Source organism: Streptomyces sp. NPDC086989 (assembly GCF_044745505.1).
Lineage (GTDB): Bacteria > Actinomycetota > Actinomycetes > Streptomycetales > Streptomycetaceae > Streptomyces.
Genome location: NZ_JBIVAL010000021.1, coordinates 26144 through 51613 on the forward strand (window position 1 = coordinate 26144; position 25470 = coordinate 51613).

General features: G+C 73.2%; 21 protein-coding genes and 1 other RNA gene. 10 read left to right on the top strand and 12 right to left on the bottom strand.

The features are described 5' to 3' along the window. Positions 1 to 58: 58 nt before the first annotated feature. Both ACIPK4_RS34935 and ACIPK4_RS34940 read right to left on the bottom strand, forming a co-directional pair. Positions 59 to 910, bottom strand: a complete 852-nt coding sequence (locus ACIPK4_RS34935; protein ID WP_402320555.1) for an ABC transporter ATP-binding protein — start codon at positions 908 to 910, stop codon at positions 59 to 61. Continuing rightward, positions 903 to 1805, bottom strand: a complete 903-nt coding sequence (locus ACIPK4_RS34940) for an ABC transporter permease (RefSeq protein WP_054225189.1) — start codon at positions 1803 to 1805, stop codon at positions 903 to 905. Before ACIPK4_RS34940 ends, ACIPK4_RS34935 begins: the two co-directional genes overlap by 8 nt. Positions 1806 to 1953: 148 nt before the next feature. Here ACIPK4_RS34940 and ACIPK4_RS34945 point away from each other — a divergent pair, with 148 nt between their 5' ends. Then, on the top strand, positions 1954 to 2598 hold the full coding sequence (locus ACIPK4_RS34945; protein ID WP_402320558.1) for a TetR/AcrR family transcriptional regulator: 645 nt from the start codon (positions 1954 to 1956) through the stop codon (positions 2596 to 2598). A 4-nt stretch (positions 2599 to 2602) separates the two neighbouring features. On the opposite strand, the gene ACIPK4_RS34950 is transcribed toward ACIPK4_RS34945, so the two are convergent. The 5 genes from ACIPK4_RS34950 to ACIPK4_RS34970 all read right to left on the bottom strand — a co-directional run bounded on the left by ACIPK4_RS34950 (position 2603) and on the right by ACIPK4_RS34970 (position 11965). Continuing rightward, complete coding sequence (locus tag ACIPK4_RS34950) at positions 2603 to 4864, bottom strand: CDP-glycerol glycerophosphotransferase family protein (RefSeq protein ID WP_402320561.1); 2262 nt, start codon at positions 4862 to 4864, stop codon at positions 2603 to 2605. 123 nt (positions 4865 to 4987) lie between these two features. Then, positions 4988 to 5827 carry a carbohydrate ABC transporter permease gene (locus tag ACIPK4_RS34955; protein ID WP_376202785.1) on the bottom strand — a complete coding sequence of 280 codons (840 nt, stop codon included), beginning with the start codon at positions 5825 to 5827 and terminating at the stop codon, positions 4988 to 4990. Continuing rightward, positions 5824 to 7149, bottom strand: coding sequence for a carbohydrate ABC transporter permease (locus ACIPK4_RS34960; protein WP_402320565.1), 1326 nt, complete (start codon positions 7147 to 7149; stop codon positions 5824 to 5826). Before ACIPK4_RS34960 ends, ACIPK4_RS34955 begins: the two co-directional genes overlap by 4 nt. A 4-nt stretch (positions 7150 to 7153) precedes the next feature. Then, a complete protein-coding gene (locus ACIPK4_RS34965) occupies positions 7154 to 8584 on the bottom strand; it encodes an ABC transporter substrate-binding protein (protein WP_402320567.1) in 1431 nt (476 codons plus the stop codon). 120 nt (positions 8585 to 8704) lie between these two features. Next, complete coding sequence (locus ACIPK4_RS34970) at positions 8705 to 11965, bottom strand: FHA domain-containing protein (protein ID WP_402320570.1); 3261 nt, start codon at positions 11963 to 11965, stop codon at positions 8705 to 8707. Between the two features lie 450 nt (positions 11966 to 12415). Here ACIPK4_RS34970 and ACIPK4_RS34975 point away from each other — a divergent pair, with 450 nt between their 5' ends. Together ACIPK4_RS34975 and ACIPK4_RS34980 are read left to right on the top strand one after the other, a co-directional pair. Then, entirely contained in the window at positions 12416 to 14191 is a 1776-nt protein-coding gene (locus tag ACIPK4_RS34975) for a serine/threonine-protein kinase (protein WP_402320573.1), read from the top strand. 150 nt (positions 14192 to 14341) lie between these two features. Further along, positions 14342 to 15589, top strand: a complete 1248-nt coding sequence (locus ACIPK4_RS34980) for a serine/threonine-protein kinase (RefSeq protein ID WP_402320576.1) — start codon at positions 14342 to 14344, stop codon at positions 15587 to 15589. A 91-nt stretch (positions 15590 to 15680) separates the two neighbouring features. Here the strand turns inward: ACIPK4_RS34980 and ACIPK4_RS34985 are convergent, their stop codons facing one another. After that, positions 15681 to 16688 (bottom strand): isopenicillin N synthase family dioxygenase, encoded by a 1008-nt coding sequence (locus ACIPK4_RS34985; RefSeq protein WP_402320579.1) that lies wholly within the window; start codon positions 16686 to 16688, stop codon positions 15681 to 15683. A 313-nt stretch (positions 16689 to 17001) separates the two neighbouring features. On the opposite strand from ACIPK4_RS34985, the gene prfB reads away from it, so the two are divergent. Next, on the top strand, positions 17002 to 18111 hold the full coding sequence (gene prfB / locus ACIPK4_RS34990; RefSeq protein ID WP_054225181.1) for a peptide chain release factor 2: 1110 nt from the start codon (positions 17002 to 17004) through the stop codon (positions 18109 to 18111). 87 nt (positions 18112 to 18198) lie between these two features. Here prfB and ACIPK4_RS34995 read toward each other — a convergent pair whose 3' ends face one another. After that, positions 18199 to 18390: a hypothetical protein gene (locus ACIPK4_RS34995; protein ID WP_054225180.1), complete on the bottom strand. Its 192-nt coding sequence runs from the start codon at positions 18388 to 18390 to the stop codon at positions 18199 to 18201. 224 nt (positions 18391 to 18614) lie between these two features. Between ACIPK4_RS34995 and ftsE the strand changes: the two genes are divergently transcribed. The 5 genes from ftsE (at position 18615) to ssrA (ending at position 22510) form a co-directional block, all read left to right on the top strand. Continuing rightward, entirely contained in the window at positions 18615 to 19304 is a 690-nt protein-coding gene (gene ftsE / locus ACIPK4_RS35000; protein WP_030161344.1) for a cell division ATP-binding protein FtsE, read from the top strand. 17 nt (positions 19305 to 19321) lie between these two features. After that, positions 19322 to 20254: a permease-like cell division protein FtsX gene (ftsX, locus tag ACIPK4_RS35005; RefSeq protein ID WP_054225179.1), complete on the top strand. Its 933-nt coding sequence runs from the start codon at positions 19322 to 19324 to the stop codon at positions 20252 to 20254. Positions 20255 to 20322: 68 nt separating this feature from the next. Then, positions 20323 to 21534: a S41 family peptidase gene (locus tag ACIPK4_RS35010; protein WP_402320584.1), complete on the top strand. Its 1212-nt coding sequence runs from the start codon at positions 20323 to 20325 to the stop codon at positions 21532 to 21534. Between the two features lie 18 nt (positions 21535 to 21552). Beyond that, positions 21553 to 22038, top strand: coding sequence for an SsrA-binding protein SmpB (gene smpB, locus ACIPK4_RS35015; RefSeq protein ID WP_054225177.1), 486 nt, complete (start codon positions 21553 to 21555; stop codon positions 22036 to 22038). 83 nt (positions 22039 to 22121) lie between these two features. Continuing rightward, positions 22122 to 22510: a transfer-messenger RNA gene (gene ssrA / locus ACIPK4_RS35020) on the top strand. 68 nt (positions 22511 to 22578) lie between these two features. On the opposite strand, the gene ACIPK4_RS35025 is transcribed toward ssrA, so the two are convergent. The 3 genes from ACIPK4_RS35025 to ACIPK4_RS35035 are packed head-to-tail and all read right to left on the bottom strand — an operon-like array spanning position 22579 to position 24405. Next, on the bottom strand, positions 22579 to 22836 hold the full coding sequence (locus ACIPK4_RS35025; RefSeq protein ID WP_054225176.1) for a Txe/YoeB family addiction module toxin: 258 nt from the start codon (positions 22834 to 22836) through the stop codon (positions 22579 to 22581). Next, positions 22833 to 23108, bottom strand: coding sequence for a type II toxin-antitoxin system Phd/YefM family antitoxin (locus tag ACIPK4_RS35030; RefSeq protein WP_054225175.1), 276 nt, complete (start codon positions 23106 to 23108; stop codon positions 22833 to 22835). Before ACIPK4_RS35030 ends, ACIPK4_RS35025 begins: the two co-directional genes overlap by 4 nt. A 28-nt stretch (positions 23109 to 23136) precedes the next feature. Then, complete coding sequence (locus ACIPK4_RS35035; protein WP_402320589.1) at positions 23137 to 24405, bottom strand: MFS transporter; 1269 nt, start codon at positions 24403 to 24405, stop codon at positions 23137 to 23139. An 84-nt stretch (positions 24406 to 24489) separates the two neighbouring features. Here ACIPK4_RS35035 and ACIPK4_RS35040 point away from each other — a divergent pair, with 84 nt between their 5' ends. Then, the gene (locus ACIPK4_RS35040) at positions 24490 to 25455 is read left to right on the top strand and encodes a LysR family transcriptional regulator (RefSeq protein ID WP_402320592.1); all 966 of its coding nucleotides are present in this window, start codon (positions 24490 to 24492) and stop codon (positions 25453 to 25455) included. Positions 25456 to 25470 lie beyond the last annotated feature (15 nt).

Genomic DNA, 25470 nt, shown 5'->3' on the forward strand with positions numbered 1-25470 from the left:
GCGGGCCCGGGACCTGATGGTCCCGGGCCCGCCCGTTTCCCCGTGTGCGCGCCCCTCGTCAGCGGCCCGAGGTGAACCTCTCGTACGCGTCGCAGACCTCGGCGGAGGGGCCGTCCATGCGCAGGACGCCGGCCTCCAGCCAGATCGCCCGGTCGCAGGTCTCGCGGACCGTGCCGATGCTGTGGCTGACGAGGAAGACGGTGCCGGCCTGCTCGCGCAGTTCCTCGATGCGGGCCTGGCTGCGGCGCTGGAAGGCGGCGTCGCCGGTGGCGAGGGCCTCGTCGATCATGAGCACGTCGTGGTCCTTGGCGGCGGCGATGGAGAAGCGCAGCCGGGCCCCCATGCCGGAGGAGTACGTCCGCATGGGCAGGGAGATGAAGTCGCCCTTCTCGTTGATGCCGGAGAAGTCGACGATGCCCTGGTAGCGCTCGCGGATCTGCTGCCTGGACATGCCCATCGCGAGGCCGCCCAGGACGACGTTGCGCTCCCCGGTGAGGTCGTTCATCAGGGCCGCGTTCACGCCCAGGAGCGAGGGCTGGCCGTGGGAGTAGATCCTGCCGCGGGCCACGGGCTGGAGGCCGGCGATCGCGGCCAGCAGGGTGGACTTGCCGGAGCCGTTGGAGCCGATCAGGCCGATCGCCTCGCCCTTGTGGGCGACGAAGGTGACGCCCTTGACGGCGTGCACCTCGCGCATGCCGGGGACGGGGCCCCGGGAGAAGATCCGGCTGAGGGCGGCGGTGGCGCCGCCCTTGCGGGCGCCCGAGCCGTGCACCTTGTAGACGACGTGGACCCCGTCGGCGATGACAGTGGGGACGCGGGTGTCGGGGGCCGGCGGGGCCGGTGCGCCCGCCGGTGCGGACGCGGGCGCCGATGCCGATCCGGCGGCGTGTGCGGTTGTGGTGTCAGCCACGGCCGTACTCCTCCTCAGCCTTCCAGAAGTAGATGAATCCGCCGACGCCCGCGAGCAGGGCCCAGCCGACGGCGATCGCCCACACGTGGTGCGGGAGCGCGTGCGGGTCGAAGCTGTCGATCAGCGCGTAGCGCATCAGGTCGATGTAGACGGCCGCCGGGTTGGTCTTGAGCACGACCGTGACCCAGTGCGCGAGATGGTCCTTCTTGAGCATCTGGTCGATGGACCACATGACGCCGGAGGAGTACATCCAGGTGCGCAGGATGAACGGCATCAGCTGGCTGATGTCCGGGCTCTTGCTGCCGAGGCGGGCCATGACCATGGCGACGCCGGCGCAGAAGACGGCCATCAGGGCCAGCGCGGGGGCGGCCAGCAGCCACTTCAGGGTCGGCGTCTGGCCGCAGGCGAACAGCAGCAGGACGAGCGCGCCCATGGTGACCAGCAGCTGCTGGAAGAGCTGGACGACGGTCGACAGCGGCAGGCTGGCACGGGGGAAGTGCAGGGCGCGGACCAGGCCGAGGTTGCCGTGGACGGCGCGGGTGGAGGCGTTGATGGAGCTGCCGATGAAGTCCCAGACGAACACGCCGGTGATCAGGAACGGGATGTAGTCGGGCACGTCGTGGCTGGCGTTCATGACGACGCCGAAGATGAAGTAGTAGACGGCCGCGTTCAGCAGCGGCGTCACCAGGTGCCAGACCTGGCCGAGCTTGGCCGTGCTGTACGTGGCGTGCATCCGGGCGGTGGCGTACGCGGTCACGAAGTGGCGGCGGCCCCAGAGCTGGCGCACGTAGCTCGGGAGCGAGGGGCGGGCGCCGCTGACGGTCAGGCCGTGGGCGGCCGCCAGCGCTTCGAGCGCGGCGGACGAGGGGGGCGCGGCTGGCGCAGTGGTGGTCACGGGGGTCGCTTTCGACGGGGTGGAGGCGTCGGCGCGTCGTCGGGACGGGGCCGTATCGTCGCTACGGCGAGACTAGGACGTGCCACGACGGAACGCAACCGTATCGTCGTGACGAAGTGGTGGCGGCGTGCGCGGTTATGCTCGGTGCATGACCACGGACCCGGCCGACGCCCCCGCACCCGCACCCGCCTCCGGCCGCCGCGCCCCCGCCGGGGCCGCCGTCCTGCGCGAGGACGTGACCGAGGCGATCCGGGCCGCGGTGGTCGAGGAACTGGCCGCGGTCGGGTTCTCGCGGATGTCCATCGAGGGGATCGCGCGCCGCGCGGGCGTCGGGAAGACGGCCGTCTACCGGCGCTGGAAGTCGAAGCTGCACCTGGTGCTGGACCTGGTGGGCGCCTTCGCGGTGGACGGCCTGCCCGTGCCGGCGACGGGCTCGCTGTACGGGGACGTACGGGCGCTGCTCGAAGTGCTGTCCCACGTGCTGCGGCACCCGGTCGCCTCGGCGGTCATCCCGGACCTGCTGGTCGAGGCGGCCCGCAACCCGGAGATCGCGGACGCCGTGCGCGGGGCCCTGCTGGACGGGGAGCGGCGGATGGCCGAGGGGATCGTGTCGGAGGCCGTGGCACGCGGCGAACTGGCGCAGGGGACCGATCCGGGCCGGGCCCTGGACCTGGCGATCGGCCCCCTCTACTGGCGCCAGGTGGTGGCGCGCGACGCCGTTCCGGGACGGTACCTGGACGACCTGGCCCGCTCGGTGGTCGCTGGCCTGAAGGCGACGTCCCCCGGCTCCTGACGGCCTACGGCCAGAGGCCCGCCGCGGTCACGGACGCCTGCGCCGGCTGCCGGACCCCGGAGGCGGCCGCCGGGGCCGGACGGCGGTCCGCCAGCGGGACGACCGGCGGGACCGCGCCCGGCTGCCCCAGGAAGACGTGCCGCACGACCCGCTCGGCCGCGTGGCCGTCGTCGTACGAGCAGAACCGCGCCCGGAACGCCGCCCGCAGCTGCGCCGAGCGCGAGCCCTGCCAGTGGCCGGTGGCGAAGATGTCCACCAGCTCGTCCTCGGTCCGGGCGATCGCCCCCGGCGGACACGACCGCAGGTCGAAGTACGTGCCGCGGGCCGCCTCGTACGCCTCCCAGTCGTCCGCAAAGATCACCATCGGCCGGTCCAGCGCGGCGTAGTCGAACATCAGCGACGAGTAGTCCGTCACCAGCGCGTCCGACGCCAGGCAGAGCTCCTCCACCGACGGGTGGCCGGAGACGTCGACCAGGCGCGGGTGGCGCACCGGCGCGGCGGGCGCGTCCGCGTACGTCAGGTGGGAGCGCGCCAGGATCGTGAAGCGCGGGCCCAGGTCCCGCAGCACCCGCTCGAAGTCCAGGTGCTCGGGCCGGCTGCGCCGGTAGTCGCGGTGGGTCGGCGCGTACAGGACCGCCGTCGAGCCCGCCGGGATGCCGAGGCGTTCGCGCAGCGCGACGACGTCGTCCCGGGTGGCCCGGTGGAAGGCGTCGTTGCGCGGATAGCCGTATTCGAGGGTGGTGTACGAGGACGGGATCGCCCTCTCCCACACCAGGGTGGAGTGCCGGTTCGCCGACAGCAGGTAGTCCCACTGGTCCGCGCCGCGCAGCAGACCCGCGAAATCGCCCGTCGGGGTCGCCGCCGGCCGGTCCTGGAGGTCCAGCCCGACCCGCTTGAGCGGGGTGCCGTGCTGGGTCTGGAGCAGCACCTGGCCCGGCCGCTTGACCAGCGCGCGGTCGAAGTTGACGTTCGTGGTCAGGTACGTGGCCCTGGCGAGCGCCGTCCAGTACGCCGCGGAGCCCGGGCGGAGCGCGGCCGTCTGCGGCGGGAGCGTCGCCGCGTGCCGCGGGTCGCAGATCCACGCCGTCCGCATCCGGGGCGCGAGCTCGCGCAGCTTGGCCTCGACGGCCGCCGGGTTGCAGGCGTAGCCGCCGTGCCAGTACGCGGAGAAGACCGCGAGCTCCGGGCGCAGCGGCAGCAGCCGCTGGAGGCGGTAGTGCAGGCGCAGTGCGCTCTCGCGCAGGCCCCGTCCCAGCGAGGCCCCGGCGCGCCGCGCCGCGAGTGCGGCCGAGCGGAGCACGGACAGCGTGCGGTACGTGCGGCGCGCCCCGAGCCGCATCAGGGTGTGCCGGATCCGGTCGGTGCGCGACAGCGACAGCGGGGGAGGGCCGGCGGCCCGGTGGCGGCGCAGCAGTGCGGACGCCCGGCGGAAGAACTCGGCCCGGCAGCCGCGCGGGAGGCGGCGCGGGTCGGCGTACAGGGCGCAGAAGTGCTCGGCCATCCGCCGGTGCACGGTGGGGCGCCAGCGCTCCAGCCCGGGGCGGGAGCCGAGGTATCCGAAGACCCGGTCGTACTGGTCGAAGATGTCCAGGTGGCGGCGGCTGGTGGTGGTCAGGATCGAACCGGTGCGCCGCTGGCGGTAGTGCACGCAGACCCGGTCCAGGACCGCGACGGACTCGGCGGCCAGCAGCGCCGGATAGGTCCAGGGGGTGTCCTCGTAGAAGCCGGGCGGGAACGCGAGGCCCTCGCGCTTCGCGTACTCGCGGCGGTACGCCTTGTTCCACACCACCATCAGCATGCCGAGCAGGGCGGGGCGGTCCGCGAGCCGGAAGCTGGCCGGGCCCTCCTCGGACAGCCGGTGCGAAAGCCGGTTGCGCACCAGCTCCCCGGTCCAGAAGGTGCGCGCGTAGTCGTAGACGAGGACGTCCGGGGAGCCGGTGTCCTTGAGCCGGTCGGCGATGGCCCGGAGGGCGCCCGGGGCGAGCGTGTCGTCGCCGTCGAGGAAGACCAGGTAGTCGCCGGTGGCCCGGGCCAGGCCCGCGTTGCGGGCCGGCCCCAGCCCCAGGTGGTGCGCCAGGTGCACGGCGGTCACCCGGGGGTCCCGCGCCGCGTACTCGTCGATGATCGAACCGCAGGAGTCCGGGGAGGCGTCGTCGACCGCGATCAGTTCCAGATCCGGGTACGACTGGGACAGGACCGAATCCAGACTCTCCTGGAGGTACGCCTGGACCTCGTACGCGGGCACGATGACGCTGAACCGGGGCACGGCACATCCAGGGGTCGGCGCGGGCATGTTGCTCCCCCCGGCAACCCCGGCGTGGCGATCGGGTTACGCGGCGTGCGGCATTCGGGTTGCGCTGCGTCAACACCGCACGTCGACGGGCCCGTCCTACTTGACCGCTCCCGCCATCACCCCCGAGACGAACTGCCGCTGGAAGGCGAAGAACACCACGAGCGGCACCACCATCGACAGGAACGCGCCGGGCGCCAGCACGTCGATGTTGTTGCCGAACTGCCGTACCTGCTGCTGGAGCGCGACCGTGATCGGCGGGTGCGCCGAGTCCGCGAACACCAGCGCGACCAGCATGTCGTTCCACACCCACAGGAACTGGAAGATGGCCAGCGAGGCGATCGCGGGCCCGCCCAGCGGCAGCACCACCCGGGCGAACAGCCGCAGTTCGCCCGCGCCGTCCAGGCGGGCCGCCTCCAGCAGCTCGCGCGGGATCTGCGCGAAGAAGTTGCGCAGCAGGAAGATGGCGAACGGCAGCCCGAACGCGGTGTGGAACAGGACCACCCCGGCGGTGGTCTCGAACAGCCCGACGGCGCCGAACAGTTCGGAGACCGGGATCAGCGCCACCTGTACGGGGACGACCAGCAGCCCCACCACGACCAGGAACAGCCAGTCCCGGCCCGGGAACTCCAGCCAGGCGAAGGCGTATCCGGCCAGCGATCCCAGCGCGACCACGAGCAGCGTCGCCGGGAGCGTGATGGCCACCGTGCTGAGCAGCGCACTCGTGATGGTGTCGTCGGCCAGCAGATGCGCGTAGTTGTCGGTGGTCAGCCGCGCCGGCGCCGTCAGCGCCTGCCACCAGCCGCCCTTGTTCAGGTCGTTGGGGGACAGGAAGGAGGAGATCAGCAGTCCGAGGGTGGGCACCAGCCAGAACAGCGCGGCCAGGACCAGGAACACGCGGACGGCCCCGGCCGCCGCACCCGCCGCGAGCCGGTTCATCGCAGCCCCTCCTTCCGCAGCCTGCGGATGTTGTAGAGCATGACGGGCACCACCAGCGCCAGCAGCAGCACCGCGATCGCGCTGCCCAGCCCCGGATCGGCGTCGGTGCCGAACGAGGTGCGGTAGAGCTGGAGGGCCAGGACGTTCGCGTCGTCCTGCACCGAGCCCGGCGCGATCACGAACACCAGGTCGAAGATCTTCATCACGTTGATGACCAGGGTCACGAGGACCACCGCCAGCACAGGCGCCAGCAGCGGCACCGTGACCCGGCGGAACACCTGCCACTCGTTCGCCCCGTCCACCCGCGCGGCCTCCAGCAGCTCCCGCGGTACGGCGGCCAGCCCGGCCCCGATCAGCACCATCGCGAACCCGGCCCACATCCACACGTACGCCCCGATCACCGCCGGGGTCACCAGCGCCGGGCCGAGCCACTCGACGCCCGCGTACGCCTCGCGGAAGTTCGACGCGGGCAGCCGCAGCAGCGCCCCGTCCGCCTTCGCCGACAGGGTGAACGTGCCGTCGGCGCGGGCCGTCGCCGAGTCGACGACCCTGCCGTCCTTGACCGCCTCGACCCGGATGCCCGCCAGGCCCGGCTCGGTCGCGTCGACCGTGTTCGTCCGGCCGCCGCCGCCCCGGGTGAAGTCCTGCCAGGCCGTCCCCGTGACCTTGCCGGGCTCGGCGGGCGCGGCCCTGGCCGTACGGGTCCCCTCGGGCAGGGCCCCGGGGGCCACGCCGACCAGCGGGAGCAGCACCGGCACGCCCGCCCGTACGGGATCGCGGGTCGTGAAGCCGCCCGCGTCGGCCCCCGCGGCGGGGACCAGCGGGGAGTCACGGCCCGGCCGCGCCTTGGGGAACGCCGAGGACTGCGCGAAGGTGTCGTGCACCCCGACCCAGACCGCGTTCGCGACGCCCCTGTCGGGGTCGTGGTCGTACACGAGCCGGAAGATGATGCCCGCCGCCAGCATCGAGATCGCCATCGGCATGAACACCAGCAGTTTGAACGCCGTGCCCCAGCGCACCCGTTCGGTGAGCACCGCGAAGACCAGGCCGAGGGCGGTGGCCGTGGTCGGCGCCAGCACCACCCACAGCGCCGTGTTCTTCAGGGCCGTGCGGATCGTGTCGTCGTGCAGGATCTCGCCGTAGTTGCCGCCGCCCACGAAGGTGTCGCCGGAGCGGTCGAAGAAGCTGCGGTAGACCGAGTAGCCGATCGGATGGACGACGAGCGCACCGAGCAGCACCAGGGCGGGCAGGAGGAACGCCGCCGCGACGAGGCGGCGGCGCCGGGCCTCCGCGGACCGCGCTGCCGAAGGGGCCGGGGCCACGGGATCAGTTCCCTCCCCCAGTTGCCGCTGGGAGGGCCCCCCATGCCTTGGCCGCGTCCGCCTCCAGCCTGGCCTGGGTGCCCGCCACGTCCGACGGGTTCGCCAGGAAGTCCTGGAGCGCCTTCCACTCGCCGGCCCCCGGCGTCCCGCCGAACGCCGCCGGGGCCTGGTCCGACATGTCGAAGCGGAAGTCGTCGCCCGCCGCGATCAGCGCCTTGGCGATGCCCCGCTGGATGTCGTTCGGATAGGCCTTCAGGTCCACCGACTTGTTCGGGGAGACGAATCCGCCCCCACGGGCCTGGATCTCCGCCGCGTCCGGGGAGGCCAGGAACGTCAGCAGCGCCTGTGCGCCCTTCGACGGCTTCAGCGCGACCGCCACGTCGCCGCCCGAGACCACCGGCGCCTTGGCGCCGACCGCCGGGAACGGGAACACGAGCGCGTCCTCGCCCACCTTCGCCTCGGTCTGCCCGATGTTCACCGCCACGAAGTCACCCTCGTAGACCATCGCGGCCGCCGGCCGGTCGCCCCCGGTGAAGGTCTGCGTCACCGACTTCGGGAACTCGGTGGCCAGCGCCCCGCTCGGGCCGCCCGCCAGGAAGTCCTTGCGCCCGAACAGCTCCCCGAGCGTGGTCAGCGCCTGCTTGACGCTGTCGTCCGTCCACTTGATCTGGTGCTTGGACAACTGGTCGTACTTCTGCGGGCCCGCCTGCGAGAGGTACACGTTCTCGAACCAGTCCGTCAGGGTCCAGCCGTCCGCACCGGCCACCGACACGGCCGGCGTACCGGACGCCGAGAGGGTGTCGGCCGCGGTCAGCAGCTCCTTCCAGGTCTTCGGGGGCTGCACGCCCGCCGCCTCGAAGGCCTTCGCGTTGTACCAGACCAGCGACTTGTTGGCGGCCTTGTAGTACACCCCGTACTGGGTGCCGTCGACAGCGCCCAGCTTCTTCCAGCCGTCCGAGTAGTTCTTGTCGAGCTGCGCCCGCGCCTCCGGGCCGACCGGCTGCACCCACTTGTTCTGCACCGCCGAGACCAGCGCCCCGACCTGCGGCAGCAGCGCCACGTCCGGCGGCTGACCGCCCGCGATCTTCGTACCGAGGAAGGTGACGATCGGGTCCTGCGCCGGGACGAACGTGACCGTCGCACCCGTCCGCTTCTCGAACTCCTTCAGGACCTTCTCGAAGTTCGCCTGCTCCGGACCCGTCCAGACCGCCGCGACCTCCAGCTTCTCACCGGTCAGCTTCGGTAATTCCACCCGCTGCCCGGCCGTCGCCCCGTCGCCCTGCGGCGGGCCGTCCTTCTTGTCACCGCCGCCCCCGCACCCGCTCAGCGCCAGCGCGCCCGCGGCCGCCAGGGCCGCCCAGGCGGCGCCGCGGCTCCTTCTGCGGTCCTTCCCGTGACTACGGTCCGTCGTACGGCTCGTTCCCTGCCTGCGCATGGCTCTGCCCCCGATGCCCGTGGTGTGACTCGTCCCACAAGGTCTACGCCGCGCCGCGCACCCCCGCAATACCGCCTCGCGCGCGCCGCAGCGTGTCGGGGCGGGCCGGGCAGCGTCCGCTCAGGGGGCGGGCGGGAACAGCACGGGTATCGCGGAGACCAGGTGCGAGGCCCGGTCCAGGGCGCTCGCCAGCAGCGCCAGGTCGGTGGGGCCGTTGCCCAGCTCGCGCACGGGACGGCGGGCCGGAGGATCGCCCATCCGCTCCCACTCCAGCGGCACCACGGTCGGCCGCTGCGTCGCCGTCCGCGGGATCCGGCCGGTCACCCGGCCGCCCTGGAACGGGACCGTCCGCCCGTCGGCGTACCGCAGCCGGCCGCGGCCCGGGCCCGGCTGGTCGGGGGAGTCCAGCTCGATCCGCAGCGGGTTCGTACGGCCCAGCTCGCTGTCGGCCGTACGGTCCGGACGGGCGCTCGCGGCCACCAGGTGCACGCCGAGCCGCGCGCCGTCACGGGCCACCGCGTCCAGCGCCCGGACGACGGAACCGGCCGCGGGGCGGCCCGTGCTGCCCAGCCCCGGCGCGACCAGGGCGTCGAAGTCGTCCACCAGCACCACCAGGCGGGGCAGCGGCCCCGGCCCGGCCGGTTCGGTGCGCGGCGCGGCGGAACGCAGCCGCAGCGTGCCCGAGCGCTGCGGGTCGAGATCGCCGAGCAGTTCGCCGGGACTGGGCCGACGGGGTGAGACCAGCCGGTCGGACAGTGCGCGGCGAGCATGCCACTCGGCGAACGGGACCCCGTCCAGGAGCTCGACGCGGCGTTTCAGCTCGGCGCCGAGGGCCTGGGCGAACTCCCGCATGCGGACCGGGTCGGAGGCGACGAGGTGCGCCGCGACGTGCGGGAGCTCGGTGCAGGGCTGGAGCCCGTCACCGCGCTCGCCGCCGGCCCCGTCCAGCAGGACCAGGCCCAGCCGGTCGGGCCGGGCGGCCGCGGCCAGCGAGGCCGCCACCGACCGCAGCAGCTCCGTACGGCCGCTCCCGGCGGGCCCCTCGACCAGGAGGTGCGGCCCGTCCTGGACCAGCTCGGCACCGACCGCCCCGCTCCGCCCGCTGCCGAGGACGAGCTCGGCCCGCCCGCCGACGTCCTGCCCCTGGTCGGTGGCGGCGGCCCAACGGGCCATCAGCGAAGCCGGGGTGGCCCGGGCCAGCCCCAGCTCGTCGAGGAGACGGGCCGTGGTCGGGAGTGCGGCCGCCACGGCCCGCCGCGGCCCGGCGGGTGAGGGCTCGGCGCGCAGCGGGGCCAGCGCACGGGCGAACCGCTCGGCCCAGGCCGCGGAGACGGCGTCGGCGGTGGCGGTGGTCCCGGGCGGGGTCGGCCTGCCGCCGGTCACCGTGAACGTCCGTACGGTCGTGGCCACATCACCGCTGAGCAGGGCGACGGCCCCGCAGTCCCGGAAGGCGGGACTGCTCGCGCAGGCGGCCTCGTACGTGTCGGTGACGGGGGAGGCGGGCGTGGCGGGCGGCGTCTCGGCGAGCACGAGCACGTGGATCCCGGCGGCCGGCCCGTGCGAGGCGAGCCGGCCGGTGAGGTCGCGCAGCCCTCCCGCGCCGGGGTCCCCGTCCACGACGAGGAGCGTGTACGGGCCCTGGTGGGCGTACGCGGCCTCGTGGACGCTGCGGGGGTCGGCGGCGGCCCAGTTGGTGCCGAGCGGACCCTCGTCGAGGCGGCGGGTCAGCTCGGCGGTGCGGGCGCCGGCCTGGTCGCGGTCGTACGCGAGGAGCAGGCGGCAGTCCTGGCCGTGCGCGGGCCGCACGTGCGGCAGCCAGCCGAGCCAGCCCCAGTCGGCCCGCCGGTCGGCGACGGCGCGGGCGCGGTCCGTGGCCATGAGCACGATCTCCAGCTCGCCGGGTCCGTGCAGGGCGGCGAGCTGGGCGACGACGGACCGGGCGACGCCGGTCAGCCGTCCGCGCGGCCCGGCGATGCCGAGCGCGCCGACGTCCTGGAACGCGATCCGGCTCCCGGCCCCGAGGCCGACGTCGAGCCGGCCCCGGGGACGGGACCACAGCCGCCGGGTCGGCCCCAGCGCGGCCAGCAGCAGCGCGGCGGGGTCATCGGCGTCGGGCACGGCGGCCGCGGCCGGCCCGGCCACGCCCTCCGCCTCGACGGCCTCCTCCCCGCGCACCCACTTGCGCGCCCAGGCCCCGAACCCCCGCCTGCGCCCGCCCCGCGATTCCGCGCCGGCCTCCGCCCCGCCCGGACGAGCCCGGTCGGCCCCCGCCCCGGGGCCACCGCCCGTGCCGGCCCGGCGGTCCGCACCGGCGTCCGTCCCCGGTCCGGAGGCACGGCCCGCCGCGTGGGCGCCGTGGTCCGGCCCGGCCGCGCCGCTGCGCCCCGCGGCGGGTCCGGTCCCGCCGCTCCGGCCGCCGCCGGGGGCGTTGTACGCCGCTTCCGGGCGCTCCGCGCCGGATCCCGGGTCCGCTCCGGCGCGGGCGTGCTCCGGTCCGGCTCCGCGGGCGGCGCCGGGCTCCGAGCCCGCCCCGGCCCCGCGGTCCGCGCCCGTTCCCCTTGCCGTGTCCGTGTCCGTGTCCGTTCCCGGCCCGGACCGGTCGGGGCCGGTGTGCCCCGCTTCGGTACCGCCGGCCGCGTCCGGCTGCGGGCCCGGTCCGGCCGCGTGGCCCGCGCCGGGCGTGCCGATGGGCAGGCCCGGGCCGGCCGGGGCCTCGGGCGGGGTCAGGGCGAGGTGGCCCTCCAGGTCCGGCACGAGCGGGAGGGCGGGCGCCGCGTCCAGGGTCAGGCGGAGGGTCGACTCGCCGATGCGGAGCAGCGCGCCCGGCGTCAGCGCGACCGGCTGCGGGCCCACCACGGCGCCGTCCACCGTCGTGCCGTTCGTCGAGTCGAGGTCGGCCACCGCCACCCGCCCGTCCGGCATCACCGTCACCGCGCAGTGCAGCCGCGACACGTCCGGGTCGTCCAGCGGGACGTCGGCGTCGGCCGAGCGTCCGATCCGGATCGCGCCGGGATGCAGCAGGTGCACCCCGCCCGCGTCCGGGCCGGCCACCACGTGCAGCTGCGCGCCGTCCGTCCCGTCCGGCAGGACGTCCGGCACCGGCGCGTGCAGTCCCAGCACCGCCCCGTCCACGAGCGGCGGCTCCCCGAGCACCCGCCGCTGGAGGTCGAGCCGCTCCGTACCGGCGTACAGCACGACCGTGCCGCGGGGGCCACCCCCGGCGCTGGCCGGGGGAGTGTCGGGGCCGCCGACGGTGGCCGCCAGGCCGGAGGCCACGGCGGCGAGCGCGGTGCCCACGGGCGCGGTGACGAGCACGTCACAGCCGGCGGGCGCGGTCTGGTGGCCGCTGCGCGACCCAAGGACGGTCAGCCGGATCTGCATCGCCGTCAGCGGTCCCTTCTGCGCGGTGCGCGGTGCGTGCGCCCGGCAGGGGTGTGACGGGGCGTGCCCGCCCGCTCAACCCCCCACCCGGCACGGCGCGTCGTCCGGTCAGGTCTGCCGGAAGGCAGGGCTCCCGTCCCGGCCGTTCCGTACGGGTGCATCCTCGCACCTGTCACGGACAACACGCCCGGCGCCCGGCAATAAATGATCTTGGATGATCACGCCTCTGTGCATGTCGCGTACACGTCCGGGCATACGAGGCGGCCGAAAGTCCCGGGAAAACGCCCCCGGCATACCCCTCAAACATCACTCTTCGTACATATGTGCGGCAACCAACCTCCCGCACCCCGCGTCTTCCACGGGGACACCCCCTAGAGTGGGCCGGAAAAAGCACCACGGCGAAGACCACAGCGAAGAACCACAGCAGGACGACAGCAGGGAGCGCGAGACGTGCGGCCAGTCGGCAGCAAGTACCTGCTCGTAGAGCCGCTCGGACGCGGCGCCACGGGCACCGTCTGGCGTGCCAGCCAGCGGGAGACGGCCGGCGCGGAGGCCGCCGTCGCAGGACAGCCCGGCGAGACCGTGGCCATCAAGGTCCTCAAGGAGGAGCTGGCCCAGGACGCCGACATCGTCATGCGCTTCCTGCGGGAGCGCTCGGTCCTGCTGCGCCTGACGCACCCCAACATCGTGCGCACCCGCGACCTCGTCGTCGAGGGCGACCTCCTCGCCCTCGTCATGGACCTGATCGACGGCCCGGACCTGCACAAGTACATCCGGCAGAACGGCCCCTTCACCCCCGTGGCCGCGAGCCTGCTGACCGCGCAGATCGCGGACGCGCTCGCCGCCAGCCACGCCGACGGCGTGGTCCACCGGGACCTGAAGCCGGCCAACGTCCTGCTCGACGAGCGCGGCGGCCAGATGAAGCCGATGCTCACCGACTTCGGCATCGCCCGCCTCGCCGACTCCCCGGGGCTGACCCGCACGCACGAGTTCGTCGGCACCCCCGCCTACGTCGCCCCCGAGTCCGCCGAGGGCCGCCCGCAGACCTCCGCCGTCGACATCTACGGCGCCGGCATCCTGCTCTACGAACTGGTCACCGGACGCCCGCCGTTCGCCGGCGGAACCGCCCTCGAAGTGCTGCACCGCCACCTCAGCGAGGACCCGCAGCGCCCCCCGAACGTGCCCGAGCCGCTCTGGATCGTCATCGAGCGCTGCCTGCGCAAGGAGCCGAACGAGCGCCCCAGCGCCGAGAACCTGGCCCGGGCCCTGCGCGTGGTCGCCTCCGGCATCGGCGTGCACAGTGCGCCCTCCGAGGTGGAGGCCGCCCTCGGCGTCGGCGCCCTCCTCGCGCCCGACCCCTCGCCGGCGCCCGTCCCCCAGGCACCGGACGGCGGCGCCGCCGACCCCACCCAGGTGCTGCCCGGCCGTGCCGCCGTGCCGATGGGCGCGTACGACCCGAACGGCATGACCAGCGTGCTCCCGCCGGTCGGCGCGGCCGACGCCACCTCGGTGCTGCCCAGCACGGGCGGCCCCGGCGGCCCCGGCGCGGACCCGACCTCGGTCATGCCCCCGGTGCAGCAGCCGGGCCAGCCGCACCCGTGGCAGTCGCAGATGCAGGCCGCACGGGACCGCAACGAGCAGACGCAGATGCACTACCTCGACCCGAACGAGGACCCCCTGCGCCGGCGTCCGCAACGGCAGGCACCCCCGCCGCCGCAGCAGCGCCCCCAGCAGCCCCCGCAGTACCGGCAGGGCCCGCCGCCGCAGCAGTACCAGCAGCAGCCGCCCTACCAGCAGCCGCCCCAGCAGCAGCCGTACTACCAGCAGCAGCCGCCGCCCCAGCAATACCAGCAGCCGCAGCAGCCCCCGTACCAGCAGCCGCCCCAGCGGCAGGCCCCGCAGCGCCAGGCGCCCCCGCAGCAGCAGCCCCCGCAGGCCCCGCCGCCGCAGCGCCGGGAGCCGCGCGAGCCGCGTCCGCGCAGCGCCAACCCGATCAAGATCCCGGGCCTGGGCTGCCTCAAGGGCTGCCTGGTCATGATCCTGCTGTTCGTGGTGGCGGGCTGGCTGGTCTGGGAGCTCACCCCGCTCCAGGAGTGGGTCGGCACCGGCAAGGGCTGGTTCGACCAGCTGTGGACCTGGGGCTCCGACATCGTCGACTGGGTCACCGCGCTCGGGGACTCCGCGGGCGCCGGCACCGGCAGCGGTACCGGCGGCGGCACGCCCTGAACCGGGCCCCCATAACGCCGACTTCGTGGATTTGTCGACTTCTGGGACGTGATTTCGCCCCCAGAAGTGAAGGTCGCCGCGTTCCGGTGCCGCCAACCCCCACCCGGCCGCGTAGCTTTGGTGCGTACGCCAGCCGCTGAGGGAGCAGTCGTGGCACGGAAGATCGGCAGCCGGTACACCGCGCACCAGATCCTGGGGCGCGGCAGCGCGGGCACGGTGTGGCTGGGCGAGGGGCCGGAAGGGCCCGTCGCCGTCAAACTGCTGCGCGAGGACCTCGCGTCCGACCAGGAGCTGGTCGGACGGTTCGTCCAGGAGCGCAGCGCGCTGCTCGGCCTGGACCACCCCCACATCGTGTCCGTCCGCGACCTCGTCGTCGACGGCAACGACCTGGCCCTGGTCATGGACCTCGTACGCGGTACGGACCTGCGCACGCGCCTCGACCGGGAGCGCCGGCTCGCCCCCGAGGCGGCCGTGGCGATCGTCGCCGACGTCGCGGACGCCCTGGCCGCCGCGCACGCGGCCGGGGTCGTGCACCGCGACGTCAAACCCGAGAACGTGCTGCTGGACATGCAGGGGCCGCTGGGCCCGGGCGGCTCGCACCCGGCGCTGCTGACCGACTTCGGCGTGGCCAAGCTGATCGACTCGCCGCGGCGGGCCTCCGCGGGGCGGGCCACGGCACCCACGACCCGGATCATCGGCACGCCGGACTACCTCGCACCGGAGATCGTGGAGGGCCTGCCGCCGCGGGCCGCCGTCGACATATACGCCCTGGCCACCGTGCTGTACGAGCTGCTGGCCGGGTTCACCCCGTTCGGCGGGGGCCACCCGGGCGCGGTGCTGCGGCGGCACGTGACGGAGACGGTGGTCCCGCTGCCCGGCATCCCGGACGAGCTGTGGCAGCTGATCGTCCAGTGCCTGGCGAAGGCGCCGGCGTCCCGGCTGCGGGCCTCCGAGCTGTCGGCCCGGCTGCGGGACCTGCTCCCGATGCTGGCCGGGATGCCGCCGCTGGACGTGGACGAGCCGGACGAGCCGGAGCCGGAACCCGTCTCGGCGGAGCCCCTGGACGCCGACCCGGTCCGCCGCCGGGGCGTCGTCCCGCTGGTGCCCGGCTCCGCGACGGACTCCAACCGGGACACCCACACCTCGATGCGGGTACCGGGACCGGAGGAGCTGGCCGGGGGCGCGCTGGGCACGGCCCGGGTACCGCGCCCCGCGGGCGGCCACCGGCCCGGCTCGGCCCGCCACCGCGCCGACACCGTCCGCAGGCGCCGGCTGGCGCTGACGGCGGCGGCCGTGGTCCTGGCCGCCGCCGTGGGCCTGGGCGGCTGGCTCGCCTCCTCGGGCGACGAGCCGCAGCCGCCGCAGAACGGCAGGCACTCGGCCCCGGCGAAGCCGTAGGCGCAGGCGCGCGGGGCGGGCCCGGGCGGACGCCTGCGCCCGGGCCGAGGGCCCGGGCGGACGCGGGGCGGGGCTGCGGCCCCGGCGGCGGCTACGCGCCGGAGGCGACCAGCTCCGGGTGCCAGCGGCGGGCCACCTCCGGGTGGGCCCGGACCCAGCCCTTCAGCTCGTTGCGCCCGTACTCGGCGTGCAGCGGGTTCGACGCGTCGTGCGCCACCCCGGGCGCCGAGCGCAGGTACGCGCCGGGAACCGTCTCGACCACCGCGTCCAGCCGCGGGTTGTAGAAGAACGGCACCGAGTACCGCTCCACCGCGCCCGGCGGGCTGACCACCCGGTGGTCCGTGGCCACCAGGTAGCCCTCCGTCGCGATCTCCAGCAGCTCGCCGAGGTTGACCACGAACGCCCCCGGCATCGGCGGGATGTCCAGGAACGCGTCGCCCTGGCGCACCTGGAGGCCGCCCACCGAGTCCTGGAGCAGCAGCGTGAGGAACCCGTAGTCCTTGTGGGCCCCGACCCCCTGGTCGGCCCCGGACGGCGCGGAGCCCGGGTAGCGGATCAGCTTCGTGTGCAGGTGCGGCCGGTCCGCGAACGCCGCGTCGAAGAAGTCGGAGGGGGCGCCGATCGAGGCCAGCAGCTCCTGCAGCAGGCGGTGGGCCACCGCGGCCAGCCGCGACTGCCACTCCAGGACCACCGGGCGCAGCTCCGGCAGGGCCTGCGGCCACTGGTTCGGGCCCTCCAGCCACAGGTACGGGGGTTCGCCCGGCCCCACCACCGGCGCCGGGCGCTCGGCGCCGACGTCCAGCTGGTCGCGCCAGTCGGAGGCCCCGCCGGTCAGCTCGTGGCCGATGCGGGTGTAGCCGCGGAAGTGCGGCGAGTTCAGATTGCTCACGGAGAGCCGGTCGGCCTCCGGCAGAGCGAAGAAAGCCCTGGTCAGCTCCAGGATGCGGGCGGTCTCCGCATCGGTGATGCCGTGCCCGGTGAGGTGGAGGAAACCGGTGTCCCGGGCTGCCGCGTGCAGCTTCTTCAGGAAATCGGCCCGCTGGGTCGGGTCGTCGGCCTGGGAGAGGTCGATGACAGGGAGGGTGTGCGCGGACGGCATGACGGCTCCGTTTCGGATGTCACGGGGTCCTGTTCCCCAGAGGTGTCGGGGCAGCGGAGGGGGAGGGCTGCCGGCAGGGATGGCGCCGGAGCCGCTGGGGCCGCGTACAGGACCAAGTCGGATCGGGGTGGATCAGGCTTGGGGAAGGTCCGGCGGCAGACAGCTCGTCGTCGTGACACGCATGTGGTCCACATGGCGGCGCTTGACGAGGAGGAGAGTCATACCGTGAGCGTACGCCCGTTCGCCCGCTCGTCAGAACGGGTGATCCGGCCTGGCCGGACGGGGCCGCCCGCGGACCGGCTACGCTGGACCCGTGGCAGTCGTCGATGTTTCCGAAGAGCTGAAGTCCCTCTCCTCGACCATGGGGTCGATCGAGGCCGTCCTGGACCTCGACAAGCTGAGGGCAGAAATCGCCGTGCTCGAGGAGCAGGCCGCCGCGCCGTCCCTGTGGGACGACCCGGAGGCCGCCCAGAAGATCACGAGCAAGCTTTCGCACCTCCAGGCCGAGGTCCGTAAGACCGAGACCCTGCGCGGCCGCATCGACGACCTCGCGGTGCTGTTCGACCTCGCCCAGGAGATGGACGACGCGGACACGCTCGCCGAGGCCGAGGCCGAGCTGGTCTCCGTCCGCAAGGCGCTGGACGAGATGGAGGTCCGCACCCTGCTCTCCGGCGAGTACGCCGAGCGCGAGGCGCTGGTCAACATCCGCGCCGAGGCCGGCGGCGTCGACGCCTCCGACTTCGCCGAGCGCCTCCAGCGCATGTACCTGCGCTGGGCCGAGCGGCACGGCTACGCCACCGAGATCTACGAGACCTCGTACGCGGAGGAGGCCGGCATCAAGTCGACCACCTTCGTCGTCAAGGCCCCGTACGCGTACGGCACCCTCTCGGTCGAGCAGGGCACCCACCGCCTCGTGCGCATCTCGCCCTTCGACAACCAGGGTCGCCGCCAGACCTCCTTCGCGGGCGTCGAGGTGCTGCCGGTCGTCGAGACCAGCGACCACGTCGAGATCGACGAGACCGAGCTGCGCGTCGACGTGTACCGCGCCTCCGGCCCCGGCGGCCAGGGCGTCAACACGACCGACTCCGCGGTGCGCATCACGCACCTGCCGACCGGCATCGTCGTCTCCTGCCAGAACGAGCGCTCGCAGATCCAGAACAAGGCCAGCGCCATGAACGTCCTCCAGGCCAAGCTGCTGGAGCGGCGCCGCCAGGAGGAGCAGGCCAAGATGGACGCCCTCAAGGACGGCGGCAGCTCCTGGGGCAACCAGATGCGCTCCTACGTCCTGCACCCGTACCAGATGGTCAAGGACCTGCGGACGGAGTTCGAGGTCGGCAACCCGCAGGCGGTCCTCGACGGCGAGATCGACGGCTTCCTGGAGGCCGGCATCCGCTGGCGCAAGCAGCAGGAGCAGACCGCGTAGACGAGACGACGCAGGGCCCGGACACCTCAGGTGTCCGGGCCCTGCGTCTTTCCTCCGCATGGAACGTCTTGATCGGGACGCGGGAGGCTAGGCCGTCTGCTGCGCCACCAGGGCCAGAGCGGCCACCAGGACCACGAGCAGCACGATGAGCGCCATGGGGTTCAGGCCTGCGAAGGGGCCCTCCTGCTGGAGGCGCTCCCGGTTCGCCCGGCACACCGGGCAACGGCCCTGACTGACGGGCGCGGCGCAGTTCGCGCACACGAGCCGGTCGTAGGTCATGCGCTCTCCTCCTCTCGTCCCCTTGAACAACGCTTGAAGGAACGACTGCGTTCCCCTACCACTGTGCCAGCTCTCGCGACATTCGGCGCGGCCCGTCCGGGCAATCGTGCGCCGTACCCTCCCGGACCAGGGGATATATCGGGCAACTCCGGACGCCGGCCCCCCACCCCCCGCCCGTTCGCGTATGGTCACGCACACCTACTCCCGGCGACCGTGGTGCACCCGTGATCCGATTCGACAACGTCTCCAAGTCCTACCCGAAGCAGAACCGCCCCGCGCTCAGAGATGTCTCCCTGGACATCGCGAAGGGCGAGTTCGTCTTCCTGGTCGGCTCCTCCGGCTCCGGCAAGTCCACCTTCCTGCGGCTGGTCCTGCGCGAGGAACGGGCGAGCCACGGCCAGGTCCACGTCCTCGGCAAGGACCTCGCCAAGCTCTCCAACTGGAAGGTGCCGCAGATGCGCCGCCAGCTGGGGACCGTGTTCCAGGACTTCCGACTGCTCCCCAACAAGACGGTGGCCGAGAACGTCGCCTTCGCCCAGGAGGTCATCGGCAAGCCCAGGGGCGAGATCCGCAAGGCCGTCCCGCAGGTCCTGGAACTCGTGGGCCTGGGCGGCAAGGAGGACCGCATGCCGGGCGAGCTCTCAGGCGGTGAGCAGCAGCGCGTGGCCATCGCCCGCGCCTTCGTCAACCGGCCGGCCCTCCTGATCGCGGACGAGCCCACCGGCAACCTCGACCCGCAGACCTCGGTCGGCATCATGAAGCTGCTGGACCGGATCAACCGGACCGGCACCACCGTGATCATGGCCACCCACGACCAGCAGATCGTGGACCAGATGCGCAAGCGCGTCATCGAACTCGAACAGGGCCGACTCGTGCGCGACCAGTCGCGCGGCGTCTACGGCTACCAGCACTGAAAGGCCCTTGAGACGTCATGCGCGCCCAGTTCGTCATGTCGGAGATCGGCGTCGGTCTCCGTCGCAATCTCACCATGACCTTCGCCGTCATCATCTCCGTGGCCCTGTCGCTCGCCCTGTTCGGCGGCTCCCTGCTCATGCGCGACCAGGTGAGCGAGATGAAGGGCTACTGGTACGACAAGGTCAACGTCTCGATCTACCTCTGCAACAAGAGCGACGCGGAGGACAACGCCGAGGGCGGGAGCAAGGCCTGCGCCAAGGGCGCGGTCACCCCCGACCAGAAGCAGCAGATCGAGACCGACCTGAAGAAGATGGACCTCGTCGAGACGGTCCACTACGAGTCCTCCGACGAGGCCTACAAGCACTACAAGGAACGCTTCGGGCACACCGCGCTCGCCACGGTGGTCACCCCGGACCAGATGCCCGAATCCTTCCGGGTCAAGCTCAAGCAGCCCGAGAAGTACCAGGTCATCACCACGGCGTTCGCGGGCCGTGACGGCGTCCAGTCGGTGGAGGACCAGCACCAGGAGCTCGACAACCTCTTCACGATGCTCGGCTACCTCAACCTGGCCGCCCTCGGCATCATGCTGATCATGCTGATCGTGGCCCTGCTGCTGATCGTCAACACCGTGCGCGTCTCCGCGTTCAGCCGCAGGCGGGAAACCGGGATCATGCGGCTCGTGGGCGCGTCCAGCTTCTACATCCAGGTCCCCTTCATCATGGAGGCCGCTTTCGCGGGCCTCATCGGCGCCGTGTTCGCCTGCGCCATGCTCGGCGCCGGCCAGTACTTCGTGATCGACCACGGCGCCGCGCTGCGCAGCAAGATGGAGCTGATCAACTTCATCGGCTGGGACTCGGTGCTGGCCAAGCTGCCGTTGGTGCTGGTCATCGGGGTGCTGATGCCCTCGCTGGCCGCGTTCATCGCTTTGCGCAAGTACCTGAAGGTGTGACGAGCGCCCCCGTGTGAGCTCCGCCCAACCCGCCGTACCTCCACGGGGCTTGTCCTAGACTCGGCGCCATGCTGGGCTTGCCGAGTATTCCCGCCTTGTGTCTGCGGCCCCGCGACCTGCGTCGCGGGGCCGTTCTGACGTTGGCCTTCATCGCCGCCGTGGGCACCGCGGCCGGCACCGGATGCTGGGACCGCGCCGACGCCCACGGTGCCACCGGCGGCGGGTTAACGGCCGCCGGTACGCAGCACCCCGCGGCCGCACCCGAGACGTCCCGGGAGCCGGGCACCGCCGACCGCGAGGCCGTCGCCCGCGCCGCGGCCGAGGCCGTCGCCGAGGGCAAGTCCGGCAAGAAGGCCGCCCAGGAGGAGGTCAGCCGCAGCGGCGACCGCTGGGGCATGGTCTACGACCGCGGCGAGTACGCCGCCTTCACCGCCGACCTCGACGGCCGCTGGACCGGCGTCGGCCTGTGGACCGCCCGCCGCCCGGACGGCCGGATCGACGTCGACCGGGTCCAGCCCCACAGCCCCGCCGCCCGCGCCGGGCTGCGCGCCGGGGACCGGCTGCTGAACATCGACGGCCACGACGTCACCGGTCTGCCCGTCTCAGAGGTCGTCACCCTGCTGCGCGGCGACGCCGGCACCCCCGTCGTGCTGCACCTCACCCGGGACGGCGCCGACCTCACCGAGACCCTGCGGCGCGAGCAGCTGCACACCGAGTCGGTGACCGTGCGGGAACTCCCCGGCGGGATCACCGTCATCAAGGTCGCCTCCTTCACCCGCGGCTCCGGCGAACAGGTCCGGGCCGCCGTCCGCGCGGCCCCGCCCGGCACCGGGTTCATGCTCGACCTGCGGGGCAACCCGGGCGGCCTGGTCACCGAGGCCGTGACGGCCGCCTCCGCGTTCCTGGACGGCGGTCTGGTGGCCACGTACGACGTACGGGGGGCCCAGCGCGCCCTGTACGCCGGCCCGGGCGGGGACACCGCGAGCCCCCTGGTCGCGCTGGTCGACGGCGGCACGATGAGCGCCGCCGAGCTGGTGACGGGCGCCCTGCAGGACCGCGGCCGTGCGGTGGCGGTGGGCACCCGGACCTTCGGCAAGGGCTCGGTGCAGATGCCGACGCAACTCCCGGACGGCTCGGTGGCGGAGCTGACGGTCGGCACGTACCGCACCCCGGCGGGCCGCAGCCTCGACGGCAACGGCATCACGCCGGACCTGGCGGCGGGCGACGGCGTCGAGGAACGGGCGCGCACGGTATTGGGTGGCCTCGGGGTGGGGTCGTAGTGCGAAAATGACCGCACTATGGCTAAGGAAAAAGGGCGCAAGCTGATCGCCCAGAACAAGAAGGCGCGGCACGACTACACGATCCTCGACACCTACGAGTGCGGCATCGTGCTCACCGGTACCGAGGTCAAGTCCCTGCGCCAGGGCCGTGCCTCGCTGGTGGACGGCTTCGTGTCCGTGGAGGGCGGCGAGGCCTGGCTCTACAACGTGCACGTGCCGGAGTACAGCCAGGGCACCTGGACGAACCACAGCGCCCGGCGCAAGCGCAAGCTCCTCATGCACCGGGAGGAGATCGACAAGCTGGAGCGCAAGGCCGACGAGTCGGGGCACACGGTCGTACCGCTGTCCCTGTACTTCAAGGACGGCCGCGCGAAGGTCGAGATCGCGCTGGCGAAGGGCAAGAAGGAGTACGACAAGCGGCAGACGCTGCGCGAGAAGCAGGACACCCGCGAGACGAACCGGGCGATCTCGGCCATCCGCCGCAAGCAGCGGGGCACGGTTTAATCACCTGGCATCCCGTGGTCCACTTCGCGTACCATGGGCGTCAGCACCGCCCCCCGGGGTGGAGCACTTTGAAAAAACAACATGGGGATGATCGGTTTCGACAGCGGATGTCGATGCAGGGGAAGCGAGCCGAGGAAGCGGCAATGATCTCGCTAACCACATGTCGCAAACAATAATCGCCAACTCCAAGAGCGATAACTCCCGCTTCACCCTCGCTGCCTAATAACAGTGAGCTGAAGCCTCTGTGAGGAGCGTCAGCCCGGAAGTGGTCCCGGTCCGGATCCTGGCGTCAATTAGGGATCTAAACCTCTAGCCCCGGTCACGGGGGCTGGAGGGAAATCAAACAGTGACTGAGCCCGTCGGAGACTTGTCCGTGTGATCTCCGGGGCCGAGAAAAGCGCAGCGGACTGCGCTCGGAGAAGCCCTGCTTCTGCACCGTTGGACGCGGGTTCGATTCCCGCCATCTCCACTCATCCCATGTGGGCAAGGGCCCCGCGGCCGTCAGGCTGCGGGGCCTTCGTCATGCCCGGGACCTTGGCGTCAGTAGTGGTACCGAGCCTTGACGACCTTCACTTCCTTCTCGTCAGCCCGATATACGAGGCGGTGTTCGTCGTCGATCCGACGGGACCAGTAGCCCGACAGCTCGCCCTTGAGCGGCTCGGGCTTGCCGATCCCGCCGAACGGGTCACGCTGGATCTCGCCGATCAAGCGGGTGATCCGGCGGGCCATCTTGCGGTCGGAGGAGAGCCGGAACAGGAAGTCCTCCCATGCGGCCGGGTCGAAGTGAACGCTCCTCACTCCTCCCCTCCGGCCAACTGCCTCAGCTCGTCCATGCTCTTGGTGACGGAGGGCGCGCCCTCGCGGTCGCGCGCGACGGCCTCCATCAGCCGCTGGGCGTTGGCGGGGGAGCGCAGGAGGTAGACGGTCTCCTGCCATGAGTCGTAGTCGTCCGCGGACATGAGGACGGCGTCGCCGTTCTTGGAAGTGATCCGCACCGGGGCGTGGTCGGTGTTGACCCGTTCGATCAACGGGAACAGGGTGGCCCTGGCTTCGCTGGCGCTTATGGACATGGTCCGCTCCTCCAGTAGTGGTACCACTTCACGGTACCTGAGTCGTACCGGAAAGTCGTACCGCCGGGTTGGTGAGGAAGAGCAGCAGGAGGGCCAGGAGCGCCGCCGCCGCCGGGAGGGCGTACGGCGTCGTGGAGCCCAGGTGGTCCACCAGGACGCCCGCGCCGGCCGAGCCCAGGGAGATGCCCGCGAGGATCGCGGTGACCGCCAGGGTCATGCCCTCGTTGAGACGGCCCTGCGGGGTGACCGCGTGGATGCGGGACATCGCCGTGACCATCGTCGGCGCCGTGGCCATTCCCGCCAGGAGCAGGGCGAGGGCCAGGAGCGGGAGGGAACCCGTGGCCGCCGCCGCCCAGGGCAGGGCCATCGCGACGCACAGCGCGAGCAGGCAGGTGCGCAGACCGCGCGGGCGCAGGGAGCCGTACAGCAGGCCGGCCGCGCAGGAGCCCGCCGCCTGGAGGGCCAGGACCACTCCGGTGGCGGCGCCCAGGCCCTGCGCGCCGAGGTGGGCGATCGAGGTGACCTCCATCGAACCGAACAGCATGCCGAGGGGGACGAAGAGCGCCAGGAGCGGGGCGACCGCGCGCAGCGGGGAGCCGCCGTGGGCCGCCGCCGACACCGGGGGCTCCGTGGCCCGTTGGGACGTGAAGACCAGCATGCCGGTGAGGAGCAGCACGGCCGCCGTGAGCGTGCCCGCCTCGGGGAAGACCGCCGAGCAGAGGAACGCCGCCACCACCGGGCCGCACATGTAGCAGAGCTCGTCGGCGGCCTGCTCGAAGGACATCGCCGTGTGGTGCGCGGCGGGGGCGCCGCGCAGCAGGTGCGTCCAGCGGGCCCGGGACATGCCGCCGATGTTGGGGGTGGTCGCGGTGGCGGCGTACGAGGCGAACAGGGTCCAGGCGGGGGCGTGCGCACGGACGCACAGGACCAGCGCCACCGAGCCGAGCACCGCGATCAGCGTCGCCGGTACGGCGATCCGGGCCTGGCCGTACCGGTCGACCAGGCGGGCGGTCCACGGCGCGACCAGCGCGGTGGCGGCCAGCCCGGTGGCGGTGACCGCGCCGGCGAGGGCGTACGAGCCTCGCTGGCCCGCGATCATCATCACCGCACTGATGCCGAACATGCCCATCGGGAGGCGGGCGATGAGGTTGCCCACGGTGAAGGCGCGGCTGCCGGGCACGGCGAACAGCCGCGCGTACGGGCCCGGCGCCCGGGTTGCCCGCCGGCCCGGAACGGGGGCGAGGACGAGGGTGGAGCCGGTCACGGTCATCAGCGGGGCGGAGGTGGTCTGCGGCATGATCAAAGAGTCGGGCGCACGGGGCCCGGGCGTCCAACACCTGTTCCGGAGCCATTCACGCGCCTGCGTTGTTAGTCTCCTCGGGTGAATCCCCGTGATGTGGAACCCCGGCTGCTGCGCGGGTTCGTCGCCGTGGCCGAGGAACTGCACTTCACCCGCGCCGCCGCCCGCCTGTACGTCGCCCAGCAGGCGCTGAGCCGGGACGTCCGACGCCTCGAAGAGGTCCTGGGCACGGGGCTGTTCGCACGGACGACCCGCGCCGTCGAGCTGACCGCGGACGGGGAGCGGCTGCTGCCCCTGGCCCGGCGGGTGCTGTCCGCGCACGAGGAACTCGCCGCCGCCTTCACCGGCCCCCGGGCGCTCCTCGTCGATCTGAACACCGACGGCCCCAGCACCGCCCGCAGCGTCCTGGAGCGGGCCCGGGAACTCGCCCCGGACTGCGAACTGATGGCCCGCTTCGAGAGCGGTCTGACGTACGCCGCCGCCGAGGTGGCCGCCGGGCGCCTCGACGTGTCCTTCGGGTACGCCCACGGCCTGGACCCGGCACTGCGGGCCCGTCTCGCGCACCGGCCCGTACGGTACGAGCCGCTCGCGGTGCTGCTGCCCGAGGGGCATCCGCTGGCCGCGCTGGCGGCCGTACCGCTGGACGCGCTGGCCGGGGAGACCGTGTACACCGGGGCCGGCAACCCGCGGACCCTGGAGTGGACCGGACTCGCCCGGGAACTGTTCGCCGGCCGCGGGATCGCACCCGCGCCGCCCGCGCCCGTGGCCATCGGCAAGGACGAGTTCCGCCGGGTCATGGCCAAGACCCGCCATCCGGTGCTGGTGACGGTGGACTTCCTCGACCTGCCGGGCAGCGTGAAGCGGCCGCTCGTCGACCCGGTGCCGCTGTCCCCGCTGTCGATGGTGTGGCGCAAGGGCTTCAGCCACCCCGGACTCGACGCCCTGCACCGGGCGGCGGACGCGGCCGCCGCCGCGTACGGATGGCTGGACGTCCCCCCGGCGAGCTGGCGCCCCGCCGCGCTCACAGAGGCCCCCGGCGGCGGGTGAGTGCAAGGTTTCCCC